Below are 16,847 nucleotides of genomic sequence, written 5' to 3'. Positions count from 1 at the left end.
GTCCGGCCGCGGGGTGCCCCCGCGGCCGGACGCGGGTCGGCTCAGGAGCCGAACGTCTCGTCCATGTCGGCGGCCGCGGTGTCGGCGGCCTCCTGGACGGTGGCGCTGCCCGAGAGGATCGACTGGAGCATCGTCTCGAGCGTCTTCTTGCCCTGGATCTGGCCGTAGAGCGGGGTCACCGGGACGGACCGGCCGGCCTCGACCATCTGCTGGGCGAAGGGCGCGACCAGCGGGTCGTCCTCCTCGATGACCTTCTCGAGGAGCGACGTCTGGCCCGGGAAGTAGCCGGACTGCTGCCCCCACTCCTCCGCGAACTCGCCGGTCGTCATCATCTCGACGAACTCCCAGGCGAGGTCCTGCTTCTCGCTCGCCTCGAAGACGCCGAGGTGCGAACCGCCGAGGAACGAGTCGGACAGTCCCTCGGTCTGGCCGGGGATCGGGAAGGCGCCGACCTTGCCCTCCATGTCCGGGACGTCGGCGACGATCTTGCCCGGTGTCCAGCTCCCGGAGATCATCATGCCGACCTGGCCCTGCTCGAACGCGGCGAGGAGGTCGGTCTCCTTCCACGTCGTCGCGGCAGCGGTCGAGAAGCCGTGCTCGGTCGCGAGACCCGTGTAGAACTCGAGGCCCTCGACAGACTCGGGCGAGCTGATCGCCGACGTCCAGGTGTCGCCGTCCTGCACCGCGAGGTCGCCGCCGGCGCCCCAGACGAAGGGCATCGCCCCGTACTGGCTGTCACCGGCGACGGGGAACGGGATGATCTCGGGGTTCGCGGCCTTGAGCGCGTCCGCCGCGGCGACGAGCTCGTCCCACGACGTCGGGGCCTCGATGCCCGCGGCCTCGAACAGGTCGGCGCGGTAGACGACCGAGCGCACGCCGGCGTACCACGGCATGCCGTAGACCCCGCCGTCGAGGGTCGCGGACTCGACGAGACCCGGGACGAGATCGTCCTCGAGCCCGGCCTCGGCGATGCGGTCGGAGAGGTCAGCGAGCGCGCCGACGTCGGCGAACTCACCGGTCCAGGTCGTCCCGACCTCGGCGACGTCCGGCGTCGTGCCGCCCGCGATGGAGGTCGTGAACTTGTCGTGGGCGCTGGCCCACGGCTGGAACTCGATCTGGAGGTCGGCGCCGGTCTCCTCCTTGAACGCGGTCGTCACCTCGTCGAAGAACGCGTCGGCGTCGGGGTTGGTGCCCTCCATGATCCAGACGGTGAGGGTCTCGCCCGAGAAGTCGGTGGCGTCGTCGCCCCCGGTCGCCTCGGATCCGGACCCGCCGCCGGAGCTGCACGCGGCCAGGCCGAGCGCGAGGACGAGGGTGCCCGTGACGGCCACCGTGCTGCGTCGCTGCATGCCGTGACACTTCCTTTCTGTCGGCCGATGGGGGACGGCCGGGTCGGGTGTCCTGACGGTCCCGCGCGGCCGGTCGGCTCGCGCGGCGTGAAACTTACTTCCATCAGAGGACGTATGCGTAGAGATTACTGCCATCGCCGCGCGAACGGAAGCCCGGTCGACAGATGTTGCACGTTCTTAACAATCGGCGGCGGGCAGCCACCCGGTCGCGCGAGGGAGAACCCCGGCTGGTCGCGCGAGACCCCGCTACGTCGGGGTCACGGCACGCGCGCGGTCCACTCCGGCGTCGAGAACTTCGTGCGCGCGAGCTCCTCCGCCTGCGCCCGCTCCTCGGGCGTGACCTTGCCCTCGACCGTCCGGTACCGCGACCGGAAGTGGTCCTCGAACGCCTCGATGACGGCCTCGCGGGACATGCCCGTCTGCGAGCGCAGGGGGTCCACGCGCTTGTTCGCGCTCTTCGTCCCCTTGTCCGAGAGCTTCTCCCGGCCGATGCGGAGCACCTCGGTCATCTTGTCGGCGTCGATGTCGTACGCCATCGTCACGTGGTGGAGCACCGCTCCCCCGCGCAGCCGCTTCTGCGCCGCGCCCGCGATCTTGCCCGCGGGCGACGCGATGTCGTTGAGCGGCTTGTACGTCGCGTCGATGCCGACCGACGCGAGCGCACCCAGCACCCAGTCGTCGAGGAACGCGTACGACCGCTCGAAGCTCAGGCCCTCGACGAGCGACGCGGGCACGTAGAGGGAGTACGTGATGGTGTTGCCCGGCTCGACGAACATCGCCCCGCCGCCCGAGATCCGGCGCACGACCGTCACGCCGTGCCGTGCCGCGCCCTCGGCGTCGACCTCGTTGCGCAGCGACTGGAAGGAGCCGATGATCACGGCCGGCGACGCCCACTCCCAGATCCGCAGCGTGGGGCCGCGGCGACCGGCGTCGAGCTCCTCGGTGAGCACCTGGTCCAGCGCCAGGTGCATCGCCGGGCTCTCCGGCCCCTCGTGGATCAGCTCGAACGTGTGGTCGTGCCACCCCGTCGCGTGCCCGAGCGCGCGGCGCACCGCGATCGCGACGGCCTCGGGCGAGAAGCCGATCATCGTGACGTCCTCGCCGAGCGCGCCCTGCACGGCGCTCGCGAGCTGCGCGACCGTCGCCGTCTCCGGCATGCCGGTGAGCGCGCCGTCGATGTCCTCGAGCGCGTCGTCCGGCTCGAGGAAGAAGTCGCCGCTCACCGCGACGCGGGCGAGCCGCCCGGCCTCCACCTCGACGTCGACCGCCACGAGCTTGCCACCGGGAACCTTGTACTCACCACGCACCCGTCCACCCTAAGCCCGCGAGACGCCCGCTCGGCGGGAGATGTCGGTCACGGCCGCCGTCGACGCGCGCGTGCGGTGCGACGGCCCGGATGCGATCGTGGAGGCACGGCCACGGGACGAACGTCGTGCAGGGGCCGGCGCGCCGTGGACGTCTGCGAAGCAGGGGGAACTCATGGACGACGCCCGTACCCTCGTCGCGCTCTTCGACGACCGAGTGCGCACCCACCCGTCGACGCCCGCTGTCGTCGAGGGCGACCGGACCTACTCCTACGCGGAGCTCTTCGCGGCGTCGTGCGACGTCGCGGCACGTCTCGTCGACGGCGGCGCACGACGCGGTGACGTCGTCGCCGTGCTCGGCCCGCGTGGCTTCGACACCCTCGCGGCGCTCGTCGCGGTGCTGCGCACGGGTGCCGCCTACCTTCCGCTCGACGAGGCGACACCGCGCGACCGTGCCGCGACGATGCTGGGTGCCGTCGGCTGCCGGCTCGTCGCCCGCACGACGGCCGCGACGCCGATCGTCGAGGGGGACCTCCCGGTGCTCGACGTCCGGAGACCGACGACGGCATCGACGACGACGACACCGACACCGCCCGGCGCGGCGGACGGGGCGGACCCGCTCGCCTACGTGATGTTCACCTCGGGGTCGACCGGGACGCCGAAGGCGGTCGGCATCGGGCAGCGCGCCGTCCGTCTCCTGGCCACCCGCGGCGGCTTCGTCGACATGGGGCCGGGACAGCGGTTCCTGCACGCGTCCGCCCTCGCGTTCGACGCGTCGACGATCGAGATCTGGACGACCCTGCTGCGAGGCGGCTGCCTCGTCGTCGCCGAGCCCGAGCTCCTCCTGGTGCCGGAGGCCCTGGAGCGGCGGCTGCGCCGCGACGCGGTCGACACCGCCTTCTTCACCACGAGCCTGCTGCACCATCTCGCGCGGACCCGGCCGGAGGTCTTCGACGGCCTCGCCCAGGTCGTCACGGGCGGCGAGGCGCTCGCCGCAGGCCCGGCCGCCGTCGTCGCGGCGCGCGCGGGACGCCTCGTCAACGTCTACGGCCCCACGGAGTGCACCGCGGTGACCACGACGCACGTCGTCGACCCCGGAGCCCAGGACCCCGTGCCGATCGGCCGACCGGTCCCCTACGCCCGCTGCGTCGTCCTGCGGCCCGACGGCACGCCCGCCGTGGACGGCGAGGACGGCGAGCTGCTGATCGGCGGCAACGGTCTCGCCGTCGGCTACCTCTCCGACCCCGAGCTCACCGCGCGCCGGTTCGTCCGCCTCGCGGTGGGCTCCGACTCCGAGACGCGCTGGTACCGCACGGGCGACCGGGTGCGTGGTCGCGGCGACGGGACGTTCGAGTTCCGCGGGCGCCTCGACGACCAGGTCAAGGTGCGCGGCTTCCGGATCGAGCTCGGTGAGGTCGAGCACGCCGTACGGACGGTCCCGCAGGTCGACGACGTCGCGGTCGTCGCCGTCGGCAGGGATGCCGACGCGCGGCTCGTCGCGTTCGTCGTCCCCGCGCCGGGCGCGGTCGTGGACCTCGCCCTCGTCCGCGCCAGCACCCGGGACAGGCTCCCCGCATGGATGATGCCGTCGTCCGTGCTCCTCGTCGACGAGCGCCCGCGCACGACCAACGGCAAGGCGGACAGGCGACGGCTCGAGCGCAGGGCGCGAGAGACGGACCTCACCGGTCCCGACGCCGCGACGCCCGCCACGGGAGGGAAGTCGTCCCCTGAGGCGGGCGACCCGACGCCCGAGGCGGTCGTGCGCGCAGCCTGGACCGAGACGCTCGGGCTTCCGGGCGGTGCCGACGTCCACTTCTTCGAGTCGGGCGGGACGTCGCTCGACGCCGCTCGTCTGGTCGCGCGGATCCAGGCCGAGCTCGACCTGGACGGTGCGAGCGGCTATCCGCTGATCAAGTCCCTGCTGTCGGAGCCTCGGCTCGGACCCTTCACGAGCGCGGTGCGGCACGTCGCCGCGCACGGCGCGCTCGTGCAGGAGGCGAGCGACCGGTGGCGCGCCGACGTCCACCTCTCGCAGACCGCCCCGCTCGGCGACCGGCCCGAGGGACGACGCGTCCTCCTCACGGGCGCGACCGGCTTCTTCGGCTCGTACCTCCTGCGCGAGCTGCTCGCACGCACCGGTGCCGAGGTGGAGTGCCTCGTCCGCGCGCCGGACGAGGAGGCTGCCCGGCGCCGGATCTCCGCGGCGCAGGCGCGGTACGGTCACCCGCCGCTCGGCGACGCGCACCGCGTGCACGCGTTGCCGGCCGACCTCTCGGCGCCTCGGCTCGGGCTCTCCCCGGACGAGCTGGACGCGCTCGCTCGACGCACGGGACGCATCTACCATTCGGCCGCGCAGGTGAACTTCGCGTACCCGTACGAGTGGCTCCGCGCCACCAACGTGGACGGCACCCGGGGCGTCGCGGGCCTCGCGCTCCGGGGCGGCGGCATCCCGGTGCACTACGTCTCCACCATCGCCGTGCTCTCCGGTGCAGGGTCGGCACACGTCCCCCACGTGTCCGAGCGCGACGCCGTCGAGCACGTCGAGCGGATGTCGATGGGCTACCCGGAGAGCAAGTGGGTGGCCGAGCGCATCCTCGGTCTGGCGCGCGAGCGCGGCGTCCCGGTGTCCGTGTACCGCCCCTACGAGATCACCGGCCGCACGACCGACGGCGCCTGGAACACGGACGCCGCCATCGTCGCGTTCTTCAAGGCGATGGCCGAGATGGGCTCGGCTCCCGACGTCGACCTCCCGCTCGACTTCGTCCCCGCCGACCACCTCGCCCGGGCGCTCGTCCATCTCGCCGAGCACCCGGTCGATCCCCGCGGCGCGACGTTCCACCTCACCAACCCCCGGTACGGGCTGCTCCAGGAGATGATCGACCGGCTGCGCGCCGCCGGGCACCGGATCGAGACCGTCGACTACGACACCTGGGTCGGCCGGCTGCGTGAGCTCTGCGCCGCGTCCCCGGACCACCCCGTGGTCCCGTTCCTGCCGATCTTCACGACGGTCGCCGCGGCACGGGACGTCACGGTCAAGGAGCTCTACTTCGAGGGGACGTTCCCCCGGTTCGGCAGGGAGAACGTGGAGGCCGGGCTCGCGGGGACGGGGATCGAGTGCCCCCCGGTGGACGCCTCGATGCTCGACTCCTACGTCGAGTGGTTCCACCGCACCGGGTGGATCACGCCCGCCACCGCGTCGGTGGCGGGCGCCTCGACGTGACCCGCACCGGCGGCAGCGTCGGCCTCAGCGGGGGTCGACGCCCGCGTGGACCAGCCCGTAGATCGCGGAGTCGGTCAGCGCCTCCCAGGCCGCCTCGATGAGGTTCGGCCCGACGCCGACGGTCGACCACGACGTCGAGCCGTCGGTCGTCTCGATGAGGACGCGCGTGATCGCGTCCGTGCCCTGCTCGGTGTCGAGGATGCGGACCTTGAAGTCGATGAGCTCGAACACGTCGATCTCGGGGTAGACGCGGCCGAGGGCGAGCCGCAGCGCGTGGTCGAGCGCGTTGACGGGCCCGTTCCCCTCGCCGGTCGTGACGATGCGCTCTCCTCCGGCGTGGAGCTTGACGGTGGCCTCGGCCGTCGCCTCGGTGCCGCGCGACCCCGCCCGCTCGACGATCGTGCGCCAGCTCTCGACCCGGAAGTACGGCGGCCGCTCTCCCGTGATCTCCTCGCGGAGCAGCAGCTCGAACGAGGCGTCCGCGGCCTCATAGGTGTAGCCGTTCGCCTCGTCGTCCTTGACCCTGTTGGTCACGCGCGTGAGCAGCTCGCCCTGGCCCGACAGGTCGAACCCGAGCTCGCGCCCCTTGAGCTCGATCGACGCGCGGCCGGCCATGTCGGAGACGAGCATGCGGATGTCGTTGCCGACCGCCGTCGGGTCGATGTGCTGGTAGAGGTCGGGGTCGACCTTGATCGCGCTCGCGTGCAGACCGGCCTTGTGCGCGAACGCGCTCGCACCGACGTAGGGCTGGCGCGCGTACGGGGAGATGTTGGTGATCTCGCTGATCGCGTGCGAGATGCGCGTGGACTCCTCGAGGCCCTCCCCGGTCAGGGTCCGCAGCCCGTGCTTGAGCTCGAGGTTCGCCACGACCGTCAGCAGGTCGACGTTGCCCGTGCGCTCCCCGTACCCGTTGACCGTCCCCTGCACGTGGGCGGCGCCCGCCTCGACGGCCGCGAGGGTGTTCGCGACGGCGCAGCCCGAGTCGTTGTGCGCGTGCATGCCGAGCAGCGCGTCGCCCGGGAGGGCGTCGCGCCCGTGCGGGAGCCCGACGGCGTCTCGCAGCTCCTCGACGACCTCGACCACCCAGGTGGGCAGCATCCCGCCGTTGGTGTCGCACAGCGCGACGACCTCGGCCCCCGCCTCGAACGCGGCCTGCACGGCGGACCGCGTGAAGGCGGCGTCGTACCGGTAGCCGTCGAAGAAGTGCTCGGCGTCGACGACGACCCGGCGCCCCTCGCCCACGAGGAACGACACGGTGTCGGTGATCATCGCGAGGCCCTCGTCGGGCGTCGTGCGCAACGCTCGCTCGACGTGCCGGACGTCGGACTTGGCGACGAGCGTCACGACCGGCGCCTCGGAGTCGACGAGCGCCCGCACCTGCGGGTCGTCCCACGCGCGCAGCCCGGCCTTGCGGGTCGAGCCGAACGCGGCGAGCACGGCGTGACGCAGGTCGAGCTCCTTGGCGGCGCGGCGGAAGAACTCCGTGTCCTTGGGGACCGCGCCCGGCCAGCCACCCTCGATGAACCCGACCCCGAGCTCGTCGAGCAGCGGCGCGATGGCGAGCTTGTCGGCGACGGAGAGGTTCATGCCCTCCTGCTGCGCGCCGTCGCGCAGGGTCGTGTCGTAGACGTGGAAGACCCGGGGCTCGCGGGGGCCGGTCACGGGGGTCGTCGCCGAGGTCATGGTGCCTCTTCCTGCCGTTCGTCGTGTCGAGGACGCCGCAGCGTCCGTCCCTCTGGTCCGTCTCCCAGGACGCCGGGCGGGGCCCTCGTGAGGCGGGAGGCCCGGCATCCGTGCCGCCGGGCGGGGTGGTGCCCAGCAACAAAAAAACCCCCCGAGGGTGCGGGAGGTCTGCGCGTCCGGTGGGTGCTACCGGGCGCGCTACTCGATAATGAGCTGGGAGACGAGGTGTGTCACAGGGCACATGGTGCCACAGGTTCCGCGAGGATGGACACGAGCGTCCATCCACTGAGCCGCCCACCGCTCTCGGGCGCGGCGGCGACCGACCGAGGAGTGACGATGAGCGACCCGACGCCGGGCGGCTACGACCCGCAGAACCCCCCGACGCGCCGCTACGGGCAGCCGCCCGTGCCGCCGCACGCCCAGCCCCCCGCGATCCCCCCGACCGACCCGCAGGCCGGCTTCCCCGGGCAGAGGCCCCCCGTCAACCCCGCGGACCCGCGCCTCGCGGTCGAGGCAGGCCGGTTCTGGGCCGGCGCCGCGGCGACGGCGCTCGTCGCCGCCCTCATCGGGCTGCTCGGCGTGATCATCTTCGAGCGGATCTTCTCGATCACCCTGGTGCCGCCGCCGGACCTGTTCAGCACGGGGTCGCGCCAGGCGGCGTGGGCGATCGACGGGGCGATCCTCGCGGTCCTCGCGGCGGGCGTCCTGCACCTGCTCATCCTCAGCACGCCGCGCCCGCGCGCGTTCTTCGGCTGGATCATGGCGCTGGTCGTCGTGGTGATCGCCGTGCTCCCGTTCGCGTGGTCGAGCGACGTCACGGCGGCAGCCCTGTCCGGGCTCATCAACCTGCTCATCGGCATCGCGGTCTGGTCGCTGCTCGCGGGCGTCGCCGGGCGCACGATCGTCGTACGGCCGGCGACCGCCCTCTGACTCAGCGCCCGGCGCGCCCTGCGCGCCGACCGGTACGCACGGCGACGGGGCGCCCCTCCCACGGGAGAGGCGCCCCGTCGTCGTGCAGGGTGCGGAGGACGCGCCTCAGGCGAGACGGCGCAGCCAGCCGTGGCGGTCGGCCGCGCGCCCGGTCTGGATGTCGGTGAGCTCGGTCCGGATCGCCATCGTCAGGGTCCCGGCCTCGCCACCGCCGATGGTGTGGTCGAAGTCGGAGCCCGCGAGGCGCCCGATCGGCGTGATGACGGCGGCCGTGCCGCACGCGAACACCTCGGTCACGGAACCGTCGCGGATCCCGGCGAGGACGTCGGTGAGCGGGATGCGACGCTCGACCACCTCGTGGCCGCGGTCGGCGAGGAGGCGGATGATCGACGAGCGCGTGACGCCCTCGAGGATCGAGCCGCTGAGCTCGGGCGTCTCGACCGAGCCGTCCGCCTTGACGACGAACACGTTCATGCCGCCCAGCTCCTCGAGGAACGTGCGCGTCCCGGAGTCGAGGAAGCACACCTGCTCGCACCCGTGCTGCTGCGCGACCACCTGCGGCAGGAGGCTGGAGGCGTAGTTCCCGCCGCACTTCGCGTCGCCCGTGCCCCCGGCGCCGGCGCGGCTGTACTCACGGTCGACCCAGATCGACACGGGCTTCACGCCGCCCGAGAAGTAGGGCCCGACCGGCGACGCGATCACCAGGTACTCGGCTTCGAGCGACGGGCGCACGCCGAGGAACGCCTCCGACGCGTACATGAACGGACGCAGGTACAGGCTCGCCTCCTCGCCCGACGGGACCCAGTCCACGTCGGTGCGCACGAGGGCCGTGATCGAGCCGACGAAGTCGTCGACCGAGAGGGCGGGCAGCGCGAGCCGGTGCGCCGAGCGCGCGAAGCGGGCGGCGTTCGCCTCGGGGCGGAACGTCCACACCGACCCGTCGGCGTGGCGGTACGCCTTCATGCCCTCGAAGATCTCCTGCGCGTAGTGCAGGACGGCGGTCGCCGGGTCCAGGAGGAGGGGGCCGTACTTCTCGATGCGGCGGTCGACCCACCCGTCGGTCGAGTTCCAGCTGATCCGCGCCATGTGGTCCGTGAAGACCGTGCCGAACTTCGGGGCCGTGATCGCGGCCTCGCGCTCGGCGGGCGGCGTCGGGGCGTCCGTGGGGCGGACGTCGAACAGGGCGATGAGGTCCTCCTCCGAGGAGGACGGCTGGTGCTGCGCTGCGAGGGTGCTCATCATGAGGCCTTTCACCTGGCGACCCGGGTGGTCTCCGCCTAGTTTTCCACGACCGTGCGGCTCGTGCGGCGATCCGCGCGAGGGCACGACGACGGCAGGGCGTCACCGGGTCAGAACGGGAGGGGTCCGGTCCTGGGGCGATGACGACCGAGGTGCGGGGACTGCGGGCGAACCGGTGCCCGGGTCCGTGCAGGACCCGGGCGGGGTGTCAGCCGGCGACGCGAGCGGCGAGCTCGCGGCCCACCTCGGCCGTCGAGCGTACTCGGCTCCCCCGCTCGGCGAGGTCGGCCGCGACGGCCGCCTCGACGCGCTTCGCCTCGTCGCCGAGGCCCAGGTGGTCGAGGAGCAGCGCGACCGACAGCACCGTGGCAGTCGGGTCGGCCTTGCCCTGCCCGGCGATGTCCGGGGCGGAGCCGTGCACCGGCTCGAACATCGACGGCGCCGTACGGTCGGGGTTGATGTTCGCGGATGCGGCGAGGCCGATCCCGCCCGTGATCGCGGCGGCCTGGTCGGTGAGGATGTCGCCGAACAGGTTGTCCGTGACGATGACGTCGAAGCGCGACGGCTTCGTCGTGAGGAAGATGGTCGCCGCGTCGACGTGCAGGTAGTCCGTCGTGACGTCGGGGAACTCGACGTTGACGGCCTCCACCGTCCGCCGCCACAGGTGGCCCGCGTGCACCAGGACGTTGTGCTTGTGCACGAGCGTCAGGTGCTTGCGCGGCCGCGCCTGCGCGCGGGCGAACGCGTCGCGCACGACGCGCTCGACGCCGAACGCCGTGTTGAGGGAGACCTCGGTCGCGATCTCGTGGGGCGTCCCGGTGCGCAGCGATCCGCCGTTGCCGACGTACGGGCCCTCGGTGCCCTCGCGCACCACGACGAAGTCGATCTCTCCCGGGTCGGCGAGGGGCGAGGTGACACCCGGGTACAGCTTGCCCGGGCGCAGGTTCACGTAGTGGTCGAGCGCGAAGCGCAGCTTGAGCAGCAGACCGCGCTCGAGGACGCCCGACGGGACGCTCGGGTCGCCGATCGCGCCCAGGAGGATCGCGTCGTGGCTGCGGATCGCCTCGAGGTCCGCGTCGGTGAGCGTCTCGCCCGTCGCGTGCCAGCGGCGCGCACCCAGGTCGAACGGCGTCGTGGAGACCTTCACGTCCGAGCCGGCCACGGCGGCCTCGAGCACGGCGAGGCCCTGCTCGACGACCTCGGTCCCGATGCCGTCCCCGGCCACGACTGCCAGATCAATGGTGCGCGTCATGCGGCGAGCCTACGCCGCCGCGCCACCCCTCGGGACGGTGGTCTCACGTCTCGGACTGGGACGGAGTTGCGCGACAGGGGGAGACCATGCACTATTAGGAAACTTTCCTAAAGCCCGCTCGAAGGAACGCCATGACCGCGCCCCCCTCGTCGAGGATCCCCGGCACCCCGGGGCTGCTCCGCACGATCAACGATCGCGCGGCGCTCGAGCTCCTGCTCGACGCCGGACCGCTCACCCGGTCCCAGATCGGCGACAGCACAGGGGTGTCGCGTCCGACGGCCTCGCAGATCGTCGCACGGCTCGAGCAGTCCGGACTCATCGAGCCGACCGGCTCCGTGCAGGGGGCGCGCGGGCCGCAGGCGACACAGTACGCCGCTCGCACCGACGTCCTCGTCGGGCTCGCGCTCGACGTCGTGCCCGACGGCGTGCGGGCGAGCGTCGTCGACGCGCTCGGTCGCACGCTCGGCGAGACCACCGTTGCCGCCGGCCCGGACCGCGCCGCCGCGACCGACGTCCGCAGGGCGCGCGACGAGGCCTGTGCGGACGCGGGCATCCCGGTCGCGCGCGTGGCGACCGCCGTCGTCGGTGTCCAGGCGGCCGTCGCCCCGCGCACGGGCGACATCGCCCTCGTCGGCGAGCTGCCCGGCTGGCCGCGCGCAGGACTGAGAGGGCACCTCGAGGACGCCCTCGGGATCGACGTGCGCGTCGAGAACGACGTGAACCTCGCCGCGATCGCCGAGCGCGACGCAGGTCGGGACGAGCAGAGCTTCGCGCTGCTGTGGCTGGGCGAGGGCATCGGCATGGGCGCGTGGCTCGACGGGCGCGTCCACCACGGCACCACGGGCGGCGCCGGCGAGATCGGCTACCTCCCCGTGCCCGCCACCGGCATCGACGACTCCGTCAACGTGCAGGACCTCGTCGGCGGCCTCCGGCTCGTCGAGATCTGCGCCCGGGCGGGCGTCCCCGGGGTCACGGAGGGCACCTCCTACGCCGAGGCCGTCGCCGCCGTCCGGGAGCACCACGGCACCGACGCCGTCCACGAGCTCGTGCAGGACCTCGCACGTCGCGTCGCGATCGTGCTCCAGCCCGTCGTGGCGATCCTCGAGCCCGACGCCGTCGTGCTCGGCGGACCGACGGGGGTCGCGTGCGGCGACGCGCTCGCCGAGGCCACCGCCGCCGTGCTCCGCGGCACGGACCAGCGCACGGGCGCGGTCGTCGCGAGCGCTGTGCCCGAGCTCGCGGTCCTGCGCGGCGCCCGCTCCGTCGTCGCGCAGGACGTGCGCACGCTCCTGCTCACCGCGGCGGGCCGACCCGACCACCGGGTCGGCGCCTCACCAGTCCCGGGGTAGTCCTCATCACCTGCCCCGCGAGCGGTGGCCGGCCGAACGTGGCACGGCCGGCCACCGCTCATCCCCCGCTCAACGCGGGTAGCGCAGCTCGAACCGCTCGCACACGAGCGGCATGTCCGGGGCGAACTCCCGCTCCAGCACCCGGCGGAAGTACTTCTCGTGCTCAGCCCGCCAAGACGCGAGCGAACGGTCGTCCTCGCCCTCGGCCCGCGCGAAGTCGTCGTCGACGTCGTCGAACGCCACGATCTCGACCGACGTCGTGCGGACGAGTGCCCGCGGGTGGCCGTCGCCGTCGAGCAGGATCGACAGCTCGCCGACGCGCGGGACGGGCTCCCCCGAGTCCTCGTACTCCCACAGCGCGGACGACGTCGCGGTCTTCTCCCCGCTGAGGACCGCCGCGAGCAGGCCGTCGGCGAGCTCGGGGTTGTCGCCGAACGACCACGCGGGCGGCGGCACCGTCTCAGAGACCGTGGTGCCGGTGACCACGCCCACCCGCGCCATCCCGGCGCTCGGCCGCGCCAGCTCCCAGAACGCGAGGATCTCCGCCGCCCTCTCGTCCACCACCACGTCGTCCGTCACCGGTTCCCCCTCGTCCGCCTGTCGGGTCATACCCCTATCGTGGCGTACCCGAGGTCGATCTGCCCGGTCTCCCGCCATTCGTCCCACCCGTGTCGCGCCGACGTAATCCCCTACCTCCTTGGACGCCGCGAACCGTTCCAGGCCTGGCGGCCTGCTGGCCTGCGCCCGGGTGAGCCGACAGCAAGGGGGTGGGTGACCCCTGTCGCGCGATCGTGGCGGGCCTGGCGGGAGCGGTGCGAGGAACGAGCACCGCGGATGGTAGATCGCGCGACAGGGGTCACCCACCCCCAGAGGTGAGCCGGGCTCAGAGGTCGAGGATCAGCGCGCGGCGCTGCCCTCGGTGTAGTCGGCGTCCTGCTGCTTCCACGCGAACAGCGAGCGCAGCTCCTTGCCGACCTTCTCGATCGGGTGCTGCGCGGCCTTCTCGCGGAGCTCCGTGAACTCCGGCGCGCCGGCGTCCTGGTCGTCGATGAAGCGCTTGGCGAACGCGCCGGACTGGATGTCCGCGAGGACGCCCTGCATGTTCTCCTTGACGTGCGGGTCGATGACGCGCGGGCCGGAGACGTAGTCGCCGTACTCGGCGGTGTCGGAGACGGACCAGCGCTGCTTGGCGATGCCGCCCTCCCACATGAGGTCGACGATGAGCTTCAGCTCGTGCAGCACCTCGAAGTAGGCGATCTCCGGCTGGTAGCCGGCCTCGGTGAGGGTCTCGAAGCCGTACTGGACGAGCTGCGAGACACCACCGCAGAGGACGGCCTGCTCGCCGAACAGGTCGGTCTCGGTCTCCTCGGTGAACGTCGTCTTGATGACGCCGGCGCGCGTGCCGCCGATCGCCTTCGCGTACGACAGCGCGACGTCCCACGCCTGGCCCGACGCGTCCTTCTCGACGGCGATGATGTCGGGGATGCCGCGACCCGCGACGAACTCGCGACGCACGGTGTGGCCCGGAGCCTTGGGCGCGATGAGGATGACGTCGACGCCGTCGGGCGCCTCGATGTAGCCGAAGCGGATGTTGAAGCCGTGCGCGAAGGCGAGCGTCTTGCCGGCAGCGAGGTTCGGCTTGATCTCGTCGTTGTAGATCGAGCGCTGGTGCTGGTCCGGCGCGAGGATCATGATCAGGTCCGCCCACGCCGCGGCGTCGGCGACGGACTTCACCTCGAAGCCCTCGTCCTGGGCCTTGGCGGTCGACTTCGAGCCCTCGCGGAGGGCGACGACGACCTCGACGCCGGAGTCGCGCAGGTTCTGGGCGTGCGCGTGGCCCTGGCTCCCGTAGCCGACGATCGCGACCTTCTTGGCCTGGATGATGGACAGGTCGGCGTCGTCGTCGTAGAACAGCTCAGCCACGATGGTTCTCCTCGGTTCTTCGTTTGCGGTGCAGGGGGTCTGTTGCGATGGCTCGCGGTGGAACGACGATCGGGTGCGCACCGACGCCCGTGCGGGTCTTGGTGCGAGGGTAGGCGATCGTCAGGCGGAGCGGACCACGCGTTCCAGCGCGCGGTCGGTGATCGAGCGGGAGCCGCGCCCGACGGCGACGGTCCCCGACTTCACGATCTCGCGCACGCCGTAGGGCTCGAGCGCCCCGAGCAGGGCGTTCAGCTTCTCGCCCGTGCCCGTCGCCTCGATGGTCACGGCGTCGGGCACGACGTCGACCACCTTCGCACGGAACAGGTTGACGACCTCGAGCACGCCCGTGCGGTTCGCGCCGTCGGCGCGCACCTTGACGAGCAGGAGCTCGCGCTGCACGGACGCGGCCGCGTCGAGCTCGACGATCTTGATGACGTTGACCAGCTTGTTGAGCTGCTTCGTCACCTGCTCGAGCGGGCGCTCCTCGACGTCGACGACCACGGTGATGCGCGAGATCTCCTCGTGCTCGGTCGGGCCGACCGCGAGCGAGTGGATGTTGAAGGCGCGGCGGGCGAACAGCCCCGCGACGCGCGTCAGCACGCCGGGCTTGTTCTCGACGAGCACGGAGAGGGTGTGGCGGGACATGGCGGGTCAGTCCTCTCGGTCCCACGCGGGCGAGATGCCCCGCGCGTACTGGATGTCGTCGTTGCTCACGCCGGCGGCGACCATCGGCCACACCATCGCGTCGCGCGAGACGTTGAAGTCGATGACCACGGGGCGGTCGTCGATCTCCATCGCACGCTTGATCGCGGCGTCGACCTCGCCCATCGACTCGACACGGATGCCCTCGCACCCGTAGGCGTCCGCGAGCTTGACGAAGTCGGGGACGCGTGCCGTGCCGTGCCCGGTGTGCAGGTCGGTGTTGGAGTAGCGCTTGTCGTAGAACAGGGTCTGCCACTGGCGCACCATGCCGAGCGAGGAGTTGTTGATCAGCGCGACCTTGATCGGGATCTCGTTGATCGTGCAGGTGGCGAGCTCCTGGTTGGTCATCTGGAAGCAGCCGTCGCCGTCGATCGCCCACACCGTGGCGTCCGGGCGGCCGACCTTCGCGCCCATCGCCGCGGGGATCGAGAAGCCCATGGTGCCGAGGCCGCCGGAGTTGATCCAGGTGCGCGGGTGCTCGTACCGGATGAACTGCGCGGCCCACATCTGGTGCTGGCCGACGCCCGCGACGTAGATCGACTCGGGGCCGGAGATCTCGCCCAGGCGGGAGATGACGTGCTGCGGGGCGAGGTGGCCGTCGTCGGGCTCGGTGTACCCGAGGGGGTAGGTCTCGCGCCAGTCGTCGATCTGGCGCCACCAGGCCTCGACGTCCGGCTTCCCCTTGGTCTCGTGCTCGCGCTCGAGCTCGGGCAGCAGGTCGGCGATGACCTCCTTGAGGTCGCCGACGATCGGGACGTCCACGTCGCGGTTCTTGCCGATCTCCGCGGGGTCGATGTCCGCGTGCACGACCTGGGCGTGCGGGGCGAAGCTCGAGAGCTTGCCCGTCACGCGGTCGTCGAAGCGCGCGCCGAGGGACACGACGAGGTCGGCCTTCTGGAGCGCCGCCACGGCGGGGACGGTGCCGTGCATGCCGGGCATCCCGAGGTTCTGAGGGTGCGTGTCGGGCACGGCACCGCGCGCCATGAGCGTCGTGACGACCGGCGCGCCCGACAGGTCGACGAGGCGCCGCAGCTCTGCCGACGCGTTCGCGCGGACCACGCCGCCGCCCACGTAGAGGACGGGCCGGCGGGCCGACGCGAGCAGGCGCGCGGCCTCCTTGATCTGCTTGCTGTGCGGCTTCGTCACCGGGTGGTAGCCCGGGAGCTGCACGTCCTGGGGCCACGAGAACGTCGTGCGCGACTGCATCGCCGACTTCGCGATGTCCACGAGCACCGGACCGGGGCGGCCGGTCGAGGCGATGTGGAACGCCTCCGCGATGGTGCGCGGGATGTCGTCCGGGTCGGTGACGAGGAAGTTGTGCTTGGTGATCGGCAGCGTGATGCCGACGATGTCCGCCTCCTGGAAGGCGTCCGTGCCGATCGCGCCCGCGGCGACCTGGCCGGTGATCGCGACGAGCGGGATCGAGTCCATGTTCGCGTCGGCGATGGGGGTGACGAGGTTGGTCGCGCCGGGTCCCGACGTCGCCATGGTCACGCCGACCCTGCCGGTCGCGTGCGCGTACCCCTGCGCGGCGTGGCCGCCGCCCTGCTCGTGGCGCACGAGGATGTGGCGCAGTCGCTGCGAGTCCATGAGCGGGTCGTACGTCGGGAGGATCGCACCACCCGGGATGCCGAAGACGACGTCGGCGCCGACCTCCTCGAGCGAGCGGACGATCGACTGCGCGCCGGTCATCTCCTCACCCGTCGAGGTGCCCTGCGTGCTGCCGGCCGGGCGGGCCGTGGCAGCGCGCCGGACGTCGCCGCGCGGGGCGACCGACGCGGGTGTCGGGGCGGGCTTCGGCGCCGGCGCCGCGGGCGTCGGGGCCCCCGGTCGCGGAGGTGCCGGGGTGGGACCCTGGGCCATGGTGTCTCCTGCGTGTCGTGGCCTCGGCCCGGC

At 72.5% G+C, this 16,847-nt stretch carries 12 protein-coding genes; 3 read left to right on the top strand and 9 right to left on the bottom strand.

The features are described 5' to 3' along the window. Positions 1-41: 41 nt before the first annotated feature. Complete coding sequence (locus tag CCE02nite_RS13255) at positions 42-1,349, bottom strand: sugar ABC transporter substrate-binding protein (RefSeq protein ID WP_141390099.1); 1,308 nt, start codon at positions 1,347-1,349, stop codon at positions 42-44. A 257-nt stretch (positions 1,350-1,606) separates the two neighbouring features. Continuing rightward, on the bottom strand, positions 1,607-2,656 hold the full coding sequence (gene lplAB, locus CCE02nite_RS13250) for a lipoate-protein ligase LplAB (RefSeq protein ID WP_141390098.1): 1,050 nt from the start codon (positions 2,654-2,656) through the stop codon (positions 1,607-1,609). A 172-nt stretch (positions 2,657-2,828) separates the two neighbouring features. Between lplAB and CCE02nite_RS13245 the strand changes: the two genes are divergently transcribed. Beyond that, positions 2,829-5,873, top strand: a complete 3,045-nt coding sequence (locus CCE02nite_RS13245) for a non-ribosomal peptide synthetase (protein ID WP_170227310.1) — start codon at positions 2,829-2,831, stop codon at positions 5,871-5,873. Positions 5,874-5,897: 24 nt separating this feature from the next. Here the strand turns inward: CCE02nite_RS13245 and cimA are convergent, their stop codons facing one another. Then, positions 5,898-7,556, bottom strand: a complete 1,659-nt coding sequence (gene cimA / locus CCE02nite_RS13240; protein ID WP_141390096.1) for a citramalate synthase — start codon at positions 7,554-7,556, stop codon at positions 5,898-5,900. Between the two features lie 336 nt (positions 7,557-7,892). Between cimA and CCE02nite_RS13235 the strand changes: the two genes are divergently transcribed. After that, the gene (locus CCE02nite_RS13235; protein ID WP_141390095.1) at positions 7,893-8,486 is read left to right on the top strand and encodes a hypothetical protein; all 594 of its coding nucleotides are present in this window, start codon (positions 7,893-7,895) and stop codon (positions 8,484-8,486) included. Positions 8,487-8,591: 105 nt separating this feature from the next. Here the strand turns inward: CCE02nite_RS13235 and CCE02nite_RS13230 are convergent, their stop codons facing one another. After that, positions 8,592-9,725, bottom strand: coding sequence for a branched-chain amino acid aminotransferase (locus CCE02nite_RS13230; protein ID WP_141390094.1), 1,134 nt, complete (start codon positions 9,723-9,725; stop codon positions 8,592-8,594). Positions 9,726-9,933: 208 nt separating this feature from the next. Beyond that, entirely contained in the window at positions 9,934-10,977 is a 1,044-nt protein-coding gene (locus CCE02nite_RS13225; RefSeq protein WP_141390093.1) for a 3-isopropylmalate dehydrogenase, read from the bottom strand. A 131-nt stretch (positions 10,978-11,108) separates the two neighbouring features. Between CCE02nite_RS13225 and CCE02nite_RS13220 the strand changes: the two genes are divergently transcribed. Further along, positions 11,109-12,326, top strand: coding sequence for an ROK family transcriptional regulator (locus CCE02nite_RS13220; RefSeq protein WP_141390092.1), 1,218 nt, complete (start codon positions 11,109-11,111; stop codon positions 12,324-12,326). Between the two features lie 69 nt (positions 12,327-12,395). Here CCE02nite_RS13220 and CCE02nite_RS13215 read toward each other — a convergent pair whose 3' ends face one another. The 4 genes from CCE02nite_RS13215 to CCE02nite_RS13200 form a co-directional block, all read right to left on the bottom strand. Next, entirely contained in the window at positions 12,396-12,935 is a 540-nt protein-coding gene (locus tag CCE02nite_RS13215; RefSeq protein ID WP_141390091.1) for an ASCH domain-containing protein, read from the bottom strand. A gap of 288 nt (positions 12,936-13,223) precedes the next feature. Then, positions 13,224-14,249: a ketol-acid reductoisomerase gene (gene ilvC, locus CCE02nite_RS13210; protein ID WP_047232531.1), complete on the bottom strand. Its 1,026-nt coding sequence runs from the start codon at positions 14,247-14,249 to the stop codon at positions 13,224-13,226. Positions 14,250-14,369: 120 nt separating this feature from the next. Further along, on the bottom strand, positions 14,370-14,894 hold the full coding sequence (gene ilvN, locus CCE02nite_RS13205) for an acetolactate synthase small subunit (RefSeq protein WP_047232530.1): 525 nt from the start codon (positions 14,892-14,894) through the stop codon (positions 14,370-14,372). Positions 14,895-14,900: 6 nt separating this feature from the next. Next, positions 14,901-16,814 (bottom strand): acetolactate synthase large subunit, encoded by a 1,914-nt coding sequence (locus tag CCE02nite_RS13200; RefSeq protein WP_141390090.1) that lies wholly within the window; start codon positions 16,812-16,814, stop codon positions 14,901-14,903. Between the last annotated feature and the right edge of the window lie 33 nt (positions 16,815-16,847).

It is taken from the genome of Cellulosimicrobium cellulans (assembly GCF_006539945.1).
Lineage (GTDB): Bacteria > Actinomycetota > Actinomycetes > Actinomycetales > Cellulomonadaceae > Cellulosimicrobium > Cellulosimicrobium cellulans.
Note: the sequence above shows the minus strand (reverse complement) of the source record. Positions and strands in the feature narration are given on the sequence as shown.

Excerpts from the sequence above, each read along its gene's own strand:
- CCE02nite_RS13230 (WP_141390094.1), bottom strand. The coding sequence starts at position 9,725 with ATGAGCACCCTCGCAGCGCAGCACCAGCCGTCCTCCTCGGAGGAGGAC.
- CCE02nite_RS13200 (WP_141390090.1), bottom strand. The coding sequence starts at position 16,814 with ATGGCCCAGGGTCCCACCCCGGCACCTCCGCGACCGGGGGCCCCGACG.
- CCE02nite_RS13215 (WP_141390091.1), bottom strand. The coding sequence starts at position 12,935 with ATGACCCGACAGGCGGACGAGGGGGAACCGGTGACGGACGACGTGGTG.
- ilvN (WP_047232530.1), bottom strand. The coding sequence starts at position 14,894 with ATGTCCCGCCACACCCTCTCCGTGCTCGTCGAGAACAAGCCCGGCGTG.
- CCE02nite_RS13255 (WP_141390099.1), bottom strand. The coding sequence starts at position 1,349 with ATGCAGCGACGCAGCACGGTGGCCGTCACGGGCACCCTCGTCCTCGCG.
- CCE02nite_RS13245 (WP_170227310.1), top strand. The coding sequence starts at position 2,829 with ATGGACGACGCCCGTACCCTCGTCGCGCTCTTCGACGACCGAGTGCGC.
- CCE02nite_RS13235 (WP_141390095.1), top strand. The coding sequence starts at position 7,893 with ATGAGCGACCCGACGCCGGGCGGCTACGACCCGCAGAACCCCCCGACG.
- CCE02nite_RS13220 (WP_141390092.1), top strand. The coding sequence starts at position 11,109 with ATGACCGCGCCCCCCTCGTCGAGGATCCCCGGCACCCCGGGGCTGCTC.
- cimA (WP_141390096.1), bottom strand. The coding sequence starts at position 7,556 with ATGACCTCGGCGACGACCCCCGTGACCGGCCCCCGCGAGCCCCGGGTC.
- CCE02nite_RS13225 (WP_141390093.1), bottom strand. The coding sequence starts at position 10,977 with ATGACGCGCACCATTGATCTGGCAGTCGTGGCCGGGGACGGCATCGGG.